Source organism: Paenibacillus sp. FSL W7-1279 (assembly GCF_037969845.1).
GTDB lineage: Bacteria > Bacillota > Bacilli > Paenibacillales > Paenibacillaceae > Paenibacillus_AQ.
This window is the reverse complement of sequence record NZ_CP150215.1, coordinates 4,387,677-4,403,146: the sequence shown is the minus strand read 5'-3', so window position 1 is coordinate 4,403,146 and position 15,470 is coordinate 4,387,677. Positions and strand designations below refer to the sequence as shown.

11 protein-coding genes and 1 riboswitch are annotated in these 15,470 nt (G+C 50.1%); of the genes, 10 read left to right on the top strand and 1 reads right to left on the bottom strand.

Going from position 1 to position 15,470, the window contains the following annotated elements:
- Positions 1-3 precede the first annotated feature (3 nt).
- Positions 4-1,446, bottom strand: coding sequence for an ATP-binding protein (locus tag MKY82_RS19450; protein WP_339294153.1), 1,443 nt, complete (start codon positions 1,444-1,446; stop codon positions 4-6).
- Positions 1,447-1,699: 253 nt separating this feature from the next.
- A riboswitch (ZMP/ZTP riboswitch) is annotated at positions 1,700-1,780 on the top strand.
- A gap of 83 nt (positions 1,781-1,863) precedes the next feature.
- Here MKY82_RS19450 and purT point away from each other — a divergent pair.
- From purT to MKY82_RS19400, 10 genes are all read left to right on the top strand, one after another.
- Positions 1,864-3,024, top strand: a complete 1,161-nt coding sequence (gene purT, locus MKY82_RS19445) for a phosphoribosylglycinamide formyltransferase 2 (RefSeq protein WP_339294152.1) — start codon at positions 1,864-1,866, stop codon at positions 3,022-3,024.
- 320 nt (positions 3,025-3,344) lie between these two features.
- Positions 3,345-4,703 carry an MATE family efflux transporter gene (locus MKY82_RS19440; RefSeq protein ID WP_339294151.1) on the top strand — a complete coding sequence of 453 codons (1,359 nt, stop codon included), beginning with the start codon at positions 3,345-3,347 and terminating at the stop codon, positions 4,701-4,703.
- Between the two features lie 198 nt (positions 4,704-4,901).
- Positions 4,902-6,536, top strand: a complete 1,635-nt coding sequence (locus tag MKY82_RS19435) for a response regulator (RefSeq protein WP_339294150.1) — start codon at positions 4,902-4,904, stop codon at positions 6,534-6,536.
- A 5-nt stretch (positions 6,537-6,541) separates the two neighbouring features.
- Positions 6,542-8,371, top strand: coding sequence for a sensor histidine kinase (locus tag MKY82_RS19430; protein ID WP_339294149.1), 1,830 nt, complete (start codon positions 6,542-6,544; stop codon positions 8,369-8,371).
- Positions 8,364-9,365, top strand: coding sequence for a substrate-binding domain-containing protein (locus tag MKY82_RS19425; RefSeq protein ID WP_339217995.1), 1,002 nt, complete (start codon positions 8,364-8,366; stop codon positions 9,363-9,365). The genes MKY82_RS19430 and MKY82_RS19425 overlap by 8 nt, the downstream gene beginning before the upstream one ends.
- 171 nt (positions 9,366-9,536) lie before the next feature.
- Positions 9,537-10,589 (top strand): galactose ABC transporter substrate-binding protein, encoded by a 1,053-nt coding sequence (locus MKY82_RS19420; RefSeq protein WP_071218587.1) that lies wholly within the window; start codon positions 9,537-9,539, stop codon positions 10,587-10,589.
- A 92-nt stretch (positions 10,590-10,681) separates the two neighbouring features.
- Positions 10,682-12,238 (top strand): sugar ABC transporter ATP-binding protein, encoded by a 1,557-nt coding sequence (locus MKY82_RS19415; RefSeq protein WP_199341201.1) that lies wholly within the window; start codon positions 10,682-10,684, stop codon positions 12,236-12,238.
- On the top strand, positions 12,216-13,235 hold the full coding sequence (gene mglC, locus MKY82_RS19410) for a galactose/methyl galactoside ABC transporter permease MglC (RefSeq protein WP_194543223.1): 1,020 nt from the start codon (positions 12,216-12,218) through the stop codon (positions 13,233-13,235). Before MKY82_RS19415 ends, mglC begins: the two co-directional genes overlap by 23 nt.
- A 184-nt stretch (positions 13,236-13,419) precedes the next feature.
- Positions 13,420-14,490 (top strand): Gfo/Idh/MocA family oxidoreductase, encoded by a 1,071-nt coding sequence (locus tag MKY82_RS19405; protein WP_339294148.1) that lies wholly within the window; start codon positions 13,420-13,422, stop codon positions 14,488-14,490.
- A 3-nt stretch (positions 14,491-14,493) separates the two neighbouring features.
- The gene (locus tag MKY82_RS19400; protein WP_339294147.1) at positions 14,494-15,333 is read left to right on the top strand and encodes a sugar phosphate isomerase/epimerase; all 840 of its coding nucleotides are present in this window, start codon (positions 14,494-14,496) and stop codon (positions 15,331-15,333) included.
- The last annotated feature ends 137 nt before the right edge of the window (positions 15,334-15,470 follow it).

The following is a 15,470-nucleotide window of genomic DNA, read 5'->3' as shown; positions in this document are numbered from 1 at the left end:
GCGTTATAAAGCCGGTAAATGGATCGTAAAGGTTGTCCCATGATTGGGTATGCTCTCTACATTCATCGTACCGCCATGATTATGAATAATGTTCTTGGTAATCATCAGTCCGAGTCCCGTCCCGGTGTCTTTGGTCGTAACAAAGGGCTGTCCCAGGGATTGGATTTGTTCCTGCGTCATGCCAATCCCTTCGTCCTGCACGATGATTCGAACCTCTTGAGCGTTGTGCAAAATGTCCAAGGTAATGGTTCCCCCTTGATTCATCGCTTCCATGGCATTTTTCAGCAGATTGATGAACACTTGCTTGAGCTGGTTTACTTCACCCTGAACGAAGACCGGTGCCATCGGATAATGAGGGATGATCTCGATATTTTTGAGGGCTGCTTGAACCTTCATAAGGGTAATGATCTGTTCCATAATGGCAAACACGTCGATGGGTCCGCTGACATGAACGCTCTGCGGTTTCGAGAGCACCAGGAGTTCATTGACAATGAGTTCGATGCGTTTGAGCTCCGATTCAATGATTTCAAAATAGAGCTCGTTGCTTCGTTCCGCAGATCGCAGCAATTTTACAAATCCGTTAATCGAAGTTAAGGGATTCCGAATTTCATGGGCAATGCCGGCGGCCAACTGGCCGGCGGTGGTCAGCTTCTCGGATTGCATCACGCGATCTTCTTCCATCTGCTGCTCTGTGATGTCCTTGAAGATTCCGACGGCCGCTTTCTCGCCTTCATAATTTATGATCAACGTGAATCCCGTGACCATTTTCTCCTGCCCGTCCAGACAGCGTATCCGATAATCGACGCTTCCGATCTCTCCGCTCTCGGCATATTTTGCCCTGCGTTTCATCAGTTTGTTATGGTACGATGCGTCGACTACCACGTCGGTTGAAATCCCGAGGACGTCACGGGGATGCGCAGCATTAACAAGTCTGAGCGCGGCAGGATTAACATAGTGGACAATGCCTTTTTTTGTTATGAGTACGGATAAGGGGAGTCCTTCCAACAGCTGCAAAAACGAATTTTCCTTCTCGTTTAGCTTCTGTTCCTTCAGCTCCAGCTGCTTCATAAGTTGTCTCAGCAAGGTTCGATCTTCAAACTGTACCAAGCAGCCACGGAAATTCTGCGCCAGCTCCTCCTTAACGCTGATACGTACACTGAGGTATACTTCACGATCGGATGGATGGTGGTAAACATATTCAAACTGGGTTATGGATTGCTGTTGATCTTGAGTGGCTCTTGCGTTCCAAACCACTTGATTCAATAAGGCGCGAATGCTGCTATCTTCTTGTGGCGCCCCGGCAGTTAACTCCTGCTGTGAATATCCCAATAGATCACTTAGTGCCGAATTGACCTTAAGAATCGAACCATCAAGCGATATCATTGCCATTCCGATTACGGCTTGTTCAAAGGCAAAATCATGATTGGGGTTGGAATAGGGCAGCACAGCAAGTCTCCTTTCAAATATCTGACAGGAATGAATTTATCCATATTATATGTTGGACCCTATCATTCATCAATCCTTTAAAGCGATAGATCAATAACGAAATTTCTCGTTTTGGCGATAAATCCACCCTAAGAAGTGGCTTTCGCAATCGCTGAAGGATGCCATCGATATGCTGAAGTCTAAATCCTAATGTCGCCTTACGGTGATATTGCAATTAACGGGAAGATTAAGTATGATTTAAATAACAATGTATAGGTTTATGTGTAACTGGCGTAGCATGGGGGACCATGAGGGAGCACATAGATGACGACGGCCGTACGCCTGGGCAGAGGTAAGGGAAGCTTATTTCCCTTACCTCTTTATTATTTTCTGCTTTTTTATAAGTCTCTGAAACTACGAGAAGGGGATAAAACAACGATGTTAAAAACGAAGAAAATACTGCTGCTAGGTTCGGGAGAACTCGGAAAAGAAGTCGTGATTGAGGCCCAGAGACTGGGTGTTGAAACCGTAGCGGTCGATCGTTATGCTGACGCTCCTGCCATGCATGTTGCCGATCACAGCCATGTCCTCGATATGCTGGATGGGGAGAAATTACGCGCAATCATCGAGCTGGAGAAGCCGGACCTGATCGTACCCGAAATCGAGGCGCTCGCTACTTCGGAGCTGGTTAGACTGGAGGAAGAGGGGTACCGGGTTATTCCTACTGCCAGAGCTGCGAAGCTTACGATGGATCGTGAAGGGATTCGCCGGTTGGCTTCCGAGGAGTTGGGACTGCCTACTGCAGGCTATCGATTTGCCGATACTTATGAGGAATTTAAACAGGCTGTCCTGGATATGGGCTTTCCGTGCGTAATTAAACCGCTGATGAGTTCCTCAGGCAAAGGCCAGAGTGTATGCCGCTGCGAAGGGGATATCGAGTCCTGCTGGAACATCGCGATGGAAGGCGGCCGCGTGCAGAACGGCAGAGTGATCATTGAGGAATTCATTACGTTCCAGTCAGAGATCACGCTTTTGACCGTTCGCTCCGTCAATGGAACAAGCTTCTGTGCGCCAATCGGTCATATTCAGGAGAGCGGGGACTATATCGAATCCTGGCAGCCGCACAACATGTCCGATGAGCAAATGGAGGAAGCTAAATATATTGCAAGGACGATTACCGACGAGCTTGGCGGATATGGATTGTTTGGTGTTGAATTGTTTCTTGCTGCGGATAAAGTGTATTTTAGCGAGGTGTCTCCGCGACCGCATGATACCGGCTTGGTTACGCTGGTGACGCAAAATTTATCTGAGTTCGCGCTTCACGTCCGTGCCATTCTTGGTTTTCCGATCCCGGAGATCGAATTGATAACGCCGGGAGCCAGCCGTCCGCTGAAAGCTGCGCGAGAGCTGGAGAACTACACAATTACCGGTGCTGAGCAAGCACTGGCTGTTCCGAATACGCAGCTGCGCATTTTTGGGAAACCGGTGACCAAGGTTGGAAGACGGGTCGCAGTTGCGTTGTCAACCGGCGGCACATTAGAGGAAGCGCGTTCGCGTGCGAAGCAGGCTTTGGATGAACTTGCTATTGAGGAAGCCTAATCATTACCGATTCTTAGGGTGGTGCATCCATAATCTTCTGAAAAAAGGTCAACCGATTTACCGGTTGATCTTTTTTTCATTGAAATGATTTCGCGGATCAAAACCCGGTATGAACCGTTCTGACCATAGTGACTTAGTTTTGTTAGTGGTTTGATGATAAATATGCAGAAATTTATGTTCTTTCATGATAAGATACACAAGAATACAAACGACCCTCACCCATTATAATGTTTTCAAGGCGCTGCTCTATAGGCTTTATAGCGTTATATTATCTAATAAATATATAGAGGAACGTTTAGTGACGGCATAGGAGAATCTACATGAGAGACATGACGCAAGGAAGTCCGATCAAGCTGATCATCATGTTTACGATCCCGCTTTTAATCGGAAATATTTTTCAACAATTTTATAATATGGCGGATACCCTGATCGTTGGGCGCACCATTGGTGTGAACGCACTTGCGGCCGTTGGCTCGACCGGCAGTATTTTGTTTTTTGTCATTGGCTTTGCCCAAGGCTTGACGGCAGGTTTATCCATCATAACGGCGCAGCGTTTTGGCGCCAAGGATATCGCGGGCGTTCGCAAAAGCGTGGGAACGAGTATATGGATTAGCCTTGTATTCACGGTTTTCCTGACCATTGTGAGTGTCATATTCACGAGGCCTGTCCTCGTCATGATGAACACGCCGGCAGAAATCCTGGATGATGCTTATTCGTACTTAATCGTCATAAATTGGGGTGTTGGGGCAGCCGTCCTGTTCAACCTGCTGGCGAACCTGCTCAGAGCGCTTGGGGACAGCCGGACACCGCTTCTATTCTTGGTGGTCGCAAGCATTCTGAATATCGTACTCGATCTGTTATTTATTCTCGTATTCAAGATGGGAGTAGCCGGAGCAGGGCTTGCCACGGTGGTATCGCAGCTGTTCTCCTGCCTGCTCTGCTTGTTATACATTCATAAAAAGGTTCCGCTTCTGCAATTCAAGAATGCTGATTGGTCCATCGATTGGACGTTTATACGCCGGCATATGTGGGTCGGTTTCCCGATGGGCTTCCAAGCCTCCATCATTGCAATCGGTGCCATCATTCTTCAGATTACGCTTAACGGTCTTGGGGCAACAGCCGTAGCCGCATATACTGCGGCTCAGAAGATTGACATGCTCGCTACGCAGCCCATGAGTTCCTTTGGCATTACGATGGCGACTTTTGCGGCCCAGAACTTCGGTGCGAATCGCATAGACCGAATCAAGCTTGGAGTTAAACAATGTATATGGGTCTCGGGATCTTTCAGCATCGCCGTGGGGTTGCTGGTTATATTCGCGGGTCCTGCAGCCGTCAGCCTCTTTGTCGGTCATGGACAGGAAGAATTGCTGTCCCTTAGCAGGTTGTATTTCTTATCGAACGGAAGCACCTATTTGCTTCTGTCGCTGTTGTTCATCTACCGCTTCACGCTGCAGGGACTGGGACAGAGCTTTATCCCAACCGTAGCCGGCATCATGGAACTGATCATGCGGGTATTGGCTGCCATCTTCCTGACCGCGCAGATCGGGTTCCTCGGCGCAAGCCTGGCGAACCCGCTGGCTTGGCTCGGAGCCGTCATCCCGCTCGGCATTGCCTACTACCTGAGCATTAAAAGGTTAGGCACGCCTGCTAATCCCGTCTCCATACCGGCCCAGGCGTAAGGATTTTATACAATCGAGTTCGGAACGAATCATGACTTAACGAACAGAAATCACTCTGTCGTTCAAGAGCCATGCATTCGTTCTTTTTTTTGCCTCAAAGCAGCGTGAAAATGATGCATTCCAAATTTGGATGGGCCGCGGTAAGATCACATTAGATTCTTTTAACTAATTTGACAGATTAGAACAGGAGGGCTTGGCTTGTACAAAGTGCTGTTAGTGGACGATGAAGCCGACGTAAGAGAGGGACTCGTGCAGGAAATCCAGTGGGAAGCCTGCGGATTCACGATCGAGGGAACGGCGGAGAACGGGAGAGAGGCTGTGGAGCTTGCGGAGCGATTGGAGCCGGAAGTTGTCATTACCGATATCAGTATGCCGTTTCAGGATGGGCTCCAGCTGGCCTCATGGCTCAGAGAGTTTCAGCCGCTGTGCAAAATCGTGATCTTAACCGGATACGATGAATTTGATTATGCCCGTCAAGCGATTACGCTCAGCGTGGACGAGTATTTGCTTAAACCTTTCTCAGCCGAAAGCTTTATGGAGCTATTGAGGAAGATCAAGGACAAGATCGATTTGGAGGTTGCAGAGCGCGAGGATGTGCGTCAGTTGAAGGAGCATTACCGCACGAGCCTGCCATTGCTTCGGGAATCGTTTCTTGCGTCGCTGCTCACCCGGAAATTACCCCGCTCGATTGTTGAGGAGAAGATTCGAAATTACGAATTATCTTTGAATGGAGGTTGTTACCTTGCTGCGGTTATGGCCTTATATCCCGCTTCTGTTGATAAGGAGCAAACGTCCTCAGCCTCCCTACGCCATTCTGGAGACTTGGATTTAATGCTGCATGCCATGCTGAACATCGCTAAGGAGCTTCTGGATCCCTCATCTCTTGTAAGCGCATTCATATATCAGGACAGCATTGTGCTGCTGATTGCGAATGATGAGAGGGAGGAAGAAGCGTGGTTTAGCGAGATGCAGTTGACACTTGACCGTTTATTAAAAAGCATTCTTCATTATTTGAAGCTGCCGGTTACGATTGGAGTGGGCTCACAGGTGGGGAATCTAACAGACCTGAAGCTTTCTTATCAGGGTGCGCTGCTGGCGCTCGACTACCGGTTGATTCTGGGTGCCGAGAAAGTCATTTTCATCGATGATGTCGAGCGTCCGAGACCGGAGGGGGTTCGTCTGGATGAATTAAAGGAGCAAGCGCTGATCCGCAGTCTAAAGCTCGGAACCGAAGAGGAATTGACCGAAGCCATTTCGCATATATTCGATGAACTCATTGGCGCCTCATGTACCATTCAGGACGTTCAGGTATACCTTCTGGAGGTTGTAACGGCCGTCTTGCGATCGGCCAAAGAATCCGGGGTTGAGATCGAGGCGTTGTTCGGCGCAGGATTTCAGCTGCATGCGGAGATCTTTAAGTTTTCCGGCTTACAGGAGGCTAAAGCCTGGCTGCAGGACATTAGTTTGACCATACGAAAGCATATTGCCAGCTCCAGGCAGCATGCGTACAAAGACATTGTGGAGAAGGCACTCCAATATACACGGGAGCAATACGTTGATTCGGAATTATCTCTGCAGAAGCTGTGCATGCAGCTTCATATTAGTACAGGCTATTTTAGCGCTGTGTTTAAAAGAGAAGTCAAAATGACCTACGTGCAGTATTTGATGCAGCTTCGGATGGAAACGGCTAAGGAGCTTCTTCGATCATCGGATCTTAGAGCCTTCGAAATCGCGGAGCGTGTCGGATTTGCCGATCCGAATTATTTCAGCTTCTGCTTCAAGAAGTTGGTCGGCATCTCGCCCAAGGAATACCGGACACAAGCGAGGGGGTAGATCTGGTGAAAATCGCGTATGCCAAGCGGAACTCGATTAAACCAACCATTCAGCGATGGATTAGGCGATTTTGCGCACACAGCATTCAATCGATCATCATGTGGTCCTTTTCGGCATTTATTCTGCTGATCGTGATCGTGGTAGCCGTTCTGTTGTTCAATAAATTCTCCCGATCGGCGGAGCAAAGCGTGTTTCTGAATGCCCAGCAAATCGTGGATCAAGTAAGCTATAATCTCGAGGATTATGTGGACGGGATGGCACAGCTGTATCGGGCCATTGAGGAAAACATGCTAGCTGACGGGCAATGGGACGATGAGCAGGTTACTCAACAGCTGAACACCATCATGCGAAGCCGGGATGACATCGTCTCCATCGCGTTATTTAATGAACAGGGCGATATGCTGAGGAACCATCCGGCTATGCCGGTTAAGGCCAGCGCGCGGGTGACGGAACAAAGCTGGTTTCACTCGGCCATGAGAGTCTCTAACCATCTGAGCTTCTCACTGCCGCATGTGCAGAATTTGTACGACCATACATTTAAATGGGTTGTCACGATGAGCAAAGGAATTACGGTTGTTCATAACGGGGAGCCAACATATGTCATTCTGCTGGTAGATATCAACTTCAAGAAAATCGATGAGCTAAGCAGCCGCATTAGCTTGGGTAAGCGGGGGTATGCGTACATCATCGATGAAGGAGCGGGAAACATCGTGTATCATCCCCAGCAGCAATTAATTTACATGGGGCTTCGAAATGAGAGTGTTGAGCGGGCACTTACTTCCTCTGACAGCTACATTGATGAATCGGATGGAGTCAAGCGGCTGAACACGGTGAAATCAGTCGTTAATATAGGATGGAAAATCGTTGGGGTTTCCTATTTGGATGAAATCATGACCACAAGAGAAGAGGTCAATCGTTATCTGGTTCAGGTTGTGGCGATGGTTCTGGTGCTTGCCATCGCAGTTTCCCTGATTCTCTCGGCTATGCTGACCCGCCCCATCCGCCGGATGGGCAGAACGATGAAGGCGGTGGAACGTGGCGATTTCAACGTGGAGCTCCCGATGCAGGGGCCACTGGAAGTGGTACAGCTGTCCAGCCGGTTCAATCTGATGCTGGATAAGATCAGGCAGCTCATGAAACAGATTGTGAAAGAGCAGGAATCGAAGCGCAGATACGAGCTGGAAGCCTTGCAGGCTCAGATCAACCCGCATTTTTTATATAACACCTTGAATTCGGTTGTCCGCATGGTGGGCATGAGCAAGAAGGAGGAAGTCATTACGATGATCACTTCCTTGTCGAAGCTGTTTCGTTTGAGCTTGAGCAAAGGGAAGACCTCCATAAGCGTCCGTGAGGAGCTGGAGCATGCAAGGCATTATTTGACCATCCAACAGATGAGATATAAACAGAAATTCGATTTTTTGATCGAAGCGGATGAGGCAGCGCAGTCCTGCTACACGCTAAAGCTTGTGCTTCAGCCCTTAATCGAGAATGCCATCGTACATGGCATTGAATATATGGTGGATCAAGGACATATTCACATAACGGCTGCTATACAAGGCGATCTATTGGAGATGACGGTTAGGGACAATGGGGTCGGAATGTCTCCCGAGATGCTTGAAAGGATATTAGAGGTTGAAACGCTGCGACAACATCCGGCTCCATTTATCAATACGGCAGGCTCCGGCGTGGCCGTTCGAAATGTTCATGACCGGATCCAATTATATTATGGGCACCGTTACGGTCTGGAATATGAGAGCGAGCTTGAAGAGGGCACGACCGTTCGCATACGGATACCGATTATTCACGAGCCAGGGGAGGAGGGGGAGCATGATTAGCATGCAGCGTGTGTTATGGATACCGATTGTACAGAAAGGCCGTCTTGTTGTACTCATTCTATCCTTGATCTTCTTAACATCGTGTTCATCAGACGCAACCATAGATGAGAATGAGCCCAAACTCCGGCACATTGCACTCGTGGCGCCCATACACGCCGAAGAGCAGGGGGATGCCATCCGATTAGGCGCCGAGGCGGCTGCCAAGGTATACGGAATGGTGCTTGATTATATCCCGCTGGAGCCTAGTGACGATGAAGCGGAGCAGCTGCAAGCTGCATTGAAGGTGCTGGAGAAAGGTTCCTCCGCGATTCTGATCGATCCGGCATCCGAAGCCGTACTGTTGAAATTAGGTGATCAGGCATCAGCAGCTGATGTCCCCATCATTGCTTTGAATGATGAGCGAATGACCACAGGTGTCCTGTCCGCCATCGCAATCCATAATGAGGCGGCCGGACGCAAGGCGGGTGAACAGCTGGCCGACTTACTTGGCGATCGGGGAGTTGTCGCCATACTTCGATCCGACAGGGAGGATCCCGACCTCATTGCCCGCGAAGAGGGAGCCAAAAGCGTATTGTCGGGAATTAGCGGGATTCAGATAGCGGACGGGGCAGCATGCGGCAAACGTGAAGATGCATGCTGGCAGGCGGCCAAGCAGCTGCTGGACCGGGAATCGGTTGACGGGATACTGGCACTCGATATTCAGGCCTCCTTGGGAGCGGCAAAAGAAGTCGCAAGACGGAACGTTCAGGGGAAGATCAAGATTGTCACCTTCGGAAGCGACCTGGAGCAGCTTCAGCTTCTGCAGGATGGCATCCTTCATAAACTCATTGTGCAGAACGGGTTCAGCACGGGATATCTGGGAGTAGAACAGGCTGTGAAGGTATTGGATGGTTCGAAATATGATAAGCCGATTGTGCTTGAGACCAAGGTGATTGATGCGGACAACATGTTCTGGATGGATAATCAGAAGGTTCTGTTTCCATTTGTGAAGTAAAGAAATCGCGAAAATTAGAGGCAAAGTGATGAGAATTTTGCTAGAAAGCATGAGGATTTTGAATTCGAATGTCAGGAGCATTGCGGCATAATGGCGGTAGACAGTGAGATATGGCGCAGGAACGCCGTATCCGTCACTGAAAATTCGAATGAAACAGGGAGGTCAACCCAGGTGAAGAAAAAATGGCTGTTAATCCTTATAGCCGGCATGATGCTGACCACGGCGGCATGCAATAACGGCGGGAGCAGTTCAACCGGCAGCGAAAGCAAGCAAGATGAGGCGGCAGGCGGCAGCACACCTCAAGTCGGGGTGGCAATTTACAAGTTCGACGACACGTTCATGACAGGCGTTCGGAACGCGATGTCCGATGCAGCGAATGGCGTAGCCAAACTGGATATCGTGGATAGCCAAAATGCGCAGCCAACCCAAAATGAGAAAATCGATCTGTTCATTTCGAAGAAATACAGCTCCATGATCATCAACCCGGTGGATCGGACGGCCGCCGGCGTCATTATCGATAAGGCAAAAACTGCGAATACGCCAGTGGTATTCTTGAACCGGGAGCCGATCGCGGAAGACATGAACAAGTGGGATAAGGTGTATTACGTAGGGGCAAAAGCGGAGGAATCCGGAACGATTTCGGGTCAGCTTATCGTCGATTATTGGAAGGCCAATCCCAAGGCGGACAAGAACGGGGATGGCAAGCTGCAGTATGTATTGCTGCAGGGTGAGCCGGGGCATCAGGATGCCGAGCTGAGGACCAAATTCTCCGTTCAGGCGATTCAAGATGCCGGGATCGAAGTCGAAGCGCTAGCGGTGGATACCGCCATGTGGGACCGCGTGAAGGGACAGGAAAAGATGCAAGCCTTCCTTGCATCCCATGGCGACAAGATTGAAGCGGTTCTGGCCAACAATGACGATATGGCGCTCGGTGCCATTGAAGCATTGAAAGCGGCGGGTTACTTCAGCGGCGACAAGTATATGCCGGTCGTGGGTGTAGATGCGACAGCTCCGGCCATTCAGGCGCTGGAAGACGGCACGCTTCTCGGCACCGTGCTTAATGACGCCAAGAGCCAGGGTAAAGCTTCCGTTGCGATTGCCGCAGCGCTATCCAAAGGAGAAACGCCGAACAAGGACAACACCGGATTTGATATTACCGACGGCAAATATGTATGGATCGCTTACAAAAAAATAACGAAAGACAATATCGCCGACGCGAAATAATAGCAGGGTTATGGGAAGGGGCAGCAGCTATTCGTAGCGTTGTCCCTTTATATTGGGTTCTTTTCACCCGGCCTGCGAAGGAGGTATTCAAGGTGGCGGAATCGTATGTGCTGGAGATGCGGAATATATCGAAGGCGTTTCCAGGCGTTCAGGCATTAAGCGACGTAACGTTCAAGGTGAGACCCGGAACCGTGCATGCGCTTATGGGCGAGAACGGGGCCGGCAAATCAACGCTGATGAAATGTTTATTCGGCATCTACAAGCCTGATGAAGGCGACATTTATTTAAACGGCAGCAAGGTAACCATCAACAGCTCCAGGGACGCATTGAATCACGGAATATCCATGATTCATCAGGAGCTTCATCCCGTGCCGCACCGCAACGTGATGGAGAATATATGGCTGGGAAGATTTCCGATGACGGGTTTCTGGCCTTTGAAATTCGTGAACGAGAAACAGATGGCAGAAGATACGCTCCGCCTGTTCCGCGAGCTCGATATCGATATCGATCCCAGGGCAAGAACAGGAGCGCTGTCTGTATCCAAGATCCAATCGCTTGAGATTGTCAAAGCGGTGTCTTTTCACTCCAAGGTGATTGTAATGGATGAACCGACCTCATCGCTCACCGGAAATGAAGTGGAGCATCTGTTCAACATCATGAACAGGCTCCGTTCGCAAGGGGTGTCGATCGTCTACATTTCGCACAAAATGGAAGAAATCCTGCGCATATCCGATGACGTGACGATTATGCGCGATGGTAAATATGTGGGGACTTGGCAAGCCGGCGAGCTGACAACCGATTTGATTATCACCCGCATGGTGGGACGGGATTTGACGGAGCGCTATCCGGAACGGGTGAACGTTCCCGGCGAAACCCGGATGCAGGTTCGCCAATTAAGCTCCACGAATCCGAAATCGTTTCAGAATGTATCCTTCGAGCTAAGACGGGGGGAGATATTGGGCATCGGAGGCCTTGTCGGCGCACAGCGAACGGAATTAATTGAAGCAATATTCGGACTTCGTCCGGTGGCTTCCGGAACTATATCGATCAACGGGAAGCCGGTAAAGATCAAATCACCATCGGACGCCAAGAAAAATAACATGGCGCTGCTGACGGAAGAGCGCAGGGTTACCGGCATATTCCCGGTGCTCTCGGTCTATGAGAATACCGTCATTGCCAATCTTCGCAGGTATCAGAATTGGGCGTTTCTGTTAAATGAACGCAGAGGAATCCAGGATGCGCGAATGAACGTGGAGCAGCTTAGAACGAAAACGCCCTCGGTCCATACCCAGATTCGGAATCTGTCGGGCGGGAACCAGCAGAAGGTGCTGCTGGCAAGATGGCTTCTGACCGAGCCTGAGATCCTTCTGCTGGATGAGCCGACTCGTGGCATTGATGTTGGCGCGAAGTTCGAGATTTATTCCATCATTACGCAGCTAGCCAAGCAAGGAAAGAGTATTATTATGATTTCCTCCGAAATGCCCGAACTGCTCGGAATGTCCGACCGCATCATGGTGATGAGTGAAGGGCGGTTGACGGGAATTCTGGCAGGGCAGGAAGCAAGCGAAGAGGAAATCATGCGGCTTGCCGCACAGCAGCGGTCAGCCGATTCGGGAGGGGAAGTCGATGAATACGCAAACCATCGGTAAGGTTAAAGATTATTTGGCGCAGCGTGCCATATTCGTAGTATTAATATTGCTTGTTATCGGGATTGCCGTTGCAGATCCCAACTTTCTGGCCTTCTCCACGCTCCGGGATATTTTGCAGCAATCCTCCACCCGATTAATTATCGCGCTTGGCGCGGCGTTCATTCTGATCACCGGCGGGGTTGACCTCTCCGCAGGACGCGTTGTCGGATTAACGGCGGTCGTATCGGCTTCCATGCTGCAAACGGATGTATACGCAAATCGCTTCTTCCCGGACCTGCCTCAAGTATCGGTTGTATTGCCGATCCTTATCGGTATTGCAGCGGGACTTATCGTTGGGTTCATCAATGGTTTCATCGTAGCTAAACTGCATGTGCCGCCGTTCATAGCGACACTCGGTACGATGGTCGGCATATATGGCGTCAACTCCATCTATTTTGATATGGAGCCGAACCAATCCCAGCCGATCGGCGGCTTAAGACCGGACTTTACCGTGTGGGGCAGCGGCTACATCGACTTCGGGGGTGGATATTCTCTCCCTTACATCGTCATTATCGCCGTCTTCGTTGCACTTATCTGCTGGGTCATATTCAACAAGACCCGTCTCGGCAAAAATATGTATGCGATCGGCGGCAACGTGCAAGCGGCGCATGTATCGGGGATCAATGTAGCCCGTAATCTGATAGCGATCTACGCTATTTCCGGTGCGTTGTACGGCATCGCCGGCGTACTGGAGGCTGCGAGAACCGGGGGCGCGACGAATAACTACGGCAATATGTATGAACTGGATGCGATTGCCGCATGCGTGGTTGGAGGAGTATCCACTGCAGGAGGCATCGGCACGGTGCCGGGCGTGATGGCCGGGGTTCTTATCTTCGGCGTCATCAATTACGGATTAACCTTTATCGGCGTCAGCCCATACTGGCAATTGATCATTAAAGGGCTTATTATCGTAGCAGCGGTCGCATTTGATATTCGCAAATACATGGCAAAAAAATAATAGCAAAAGAAGTCGCTGGAATATATCCTGCGGCTTTTGTAAAGATATCAGGAAGTATAAACTACGAAGCACGGGCATTCCTGATATCGCAAGAAAAACATCCTCTAAACGCGGTCTGTCTTCTGAGAAAGTACGTCGATAGACGTTTTTCTTTTAATCATCCATTACAGGAGGTGCTGATTTGATGATGGATAAGATGGAATTAAATATCGGGGTTCTTGGCTGTGGCCCCATATCGCAGTACGGACATTTCGAGGCTTGCCGGAGAGCGCGCAATGCCAGGCTATACGCGATATGCGATGTCGCGGAGGATTTGCTGAGCCGCATGGCCGAAATCCACCAGCCAGCCAAGATCTACAGCGATTATGATAAAATGCTTGCCGATCCCGATGTGGAGGCTGTTATCATTGGCATCGCGGATCAATTTCATGTGGAAGCTGCCCTTAAAGCCATTGCAGCGGGCAAGCACGTCCTAGTGGAAAAGCCTCTGGGCGTCAGCGTCGAAGAGTGTGAGGAATTGCAGCAGAAGGCCGAGGCTACCGGATGTATTGTCCAAATCGGAAATATGAAGCGCTTTGACCCCGGCATCGCGTATGCCAAGCAGTTTATTGATCAAGAAATGGGTGAGATGCTGGCGCTGAAAGCATGGTACTGCGACTCAACTTATCGATATACGGTCACCGACAACGTGCAGCCGATGGTGCAGCATAGTCCGAATGCTTTAAAGCCGGAAGGCAATCCGAAGCTGGATAAGCTGCGTTACTTCATGCTGACGCATGGCAGTCATCTGGTGGATACGGCTCGTTTTTTAGGCGGAGAGATGGAAAGCGTTACGGCGTGGAACACGCAGAAGTTCGGAGCGTACAACTGGTTTGTCACGGTGCAGTATGCCTCGGGCGCTGTAGGACATCTGGATCTTACGGTTGCCGTGCGGATGGACTGGCACGAGGGCTTTCAGATCTACGGCGAACACGGAAGCGTTATTGGCAAGACCTATAATCCTTGGCTTTTTAAGTCCAGCGACGTAGAGGTCTTCTCGGCACGGGATGGTTGTTATCATCGACCGCTCGGGGAAGATGCCCATTTCTTCAAGCTGCAGGTTGAAGGCTTTGCGGATACGGTTTTGAATCAGGTTGCCATGAGAGGGGCCAATCTGGAGGATGGAGTGGCTGCTATGCGTGCCATGGCGGCGATTGCACGATCGGTGGAAAGCGGGGATACGGTGAGGCTGGCTGACGTAACGGGAGGTGTATGAAGCATGAGACTTGGCATTTTCTCCAAGACGTTTGAGAGGCCGACACTGGAGGGGAATTTGGACGCAGTGAAAGCAACCGGGCTGAGTGTCATTCAATTCAATCTTTCCTGCGCGGGTCTCCCATCACTGCCGCACGAGATCGATCTGGAAACCGCGGTGTATATAAGAGAAGAATGTGAGAAACGGCATCTACATATAGCCGCAGTATCCGGGACCTTCAATGTGATTCACCCGGACCGTCAGCGATTGCGGGATGACATCCGACGATTTCGCCACTTGGCAGCCATGTGCCATTCGATGGGAACGTCGGTCATTACCCTGTGTACCGGCACAAGGGATAAGGACAATATGTGGAGGGCACATCCGGACAACAATTCACCGGAAGCATGGGATGACCTGCTTACGTCCATGCGTGAATTAGTGAATATCGCTGCCGAGTACGAGCTGGAGCTGGCTGTCGAACCTGAGCCCGCCAATGTGATCAGCGATGCGGTCAAAGCCAGAAGGCTGCTGGATACGATGGATTCTCCCCGGTTAAAAATAGTTCTGGACGCAGCGAATTTGTTCCACCCGAACGAAGGGATGCCTTTAACAGAGGTAATTGAACAAGCGCTGTTGCTGCTCAGTGAACATGTCATTATAGCCCATGCCAAAGATTATTCGACTATGGAAGGATTACAGTATAGGGCAGCCGGAACCGGTGAACTGGACTACGAAGCATATATGAAGCTCCTGCACGCTTCCCATTTCAGTGGACCGCTGATTCTTCATGGCCTGCATGAACGTGAAGTGCCGCAAAGCATCTCTTATTTGAAGTCCCGGATCGAAGCAGCCAAGTTATGACGAGCTTCAGACCTATAGACAACAGCTGCACCTATGAATGTCATGGGCTAGGGGTTTCTTTGTTCATCCTCATCGAATCTTCACAAGTTTCAGTTACAATGGAGTCTTATGTTAAAGTTGACTTGTATTGATGAAGG

What these genes read in the sequence shown, in the direction of transcription:
- MKY82_RS19400 (WP_339294147.1), top strand. Translation starts at nt 14,494, where the DNA reads ATGAGACTTGGCATTTTCTCCAAGACGTTTGAGAGGCCGACACTGGAG.
- purT (WP_339294152.1), top strand. Translation starts at nt 1,864, where the DNA reads ATGTTAAAAACGAAGAAAATACTGCTGCTAGGTTCGGGAGAACTCGGA.
- MKY82_RS19405 (WP_339294148.1), top strand. Translation starts at nt 13,420, where the DNA reads ATGATGGATAAGATGGAATTAAATATCGGGGTTCTTGGCTGTGGCCCC.
- MKY82_RS19425 (WP_339217995.1), top strand. Translation starts at nt 8,364, where the DNA reads ATGATTAGCATGCAGCGTGTGTTATGGATACCGATTGTACAGAAAGGC.
- mglC (WP_194543223.1), top strand. Translation starts at nt 12,216, where the DNA reads ATGAATACGCAAACCATCGGTAAGGTTAAAGATTATTTGGCGCAGCGT.
- MKY82_RS19440 (WP_339294151.1), top strand. Translation starts at nt 3,345, where the DNA reads ATGAGAGACATGACGCAAGGAAGTCCGATCAAGCTGATCATCATGTTT.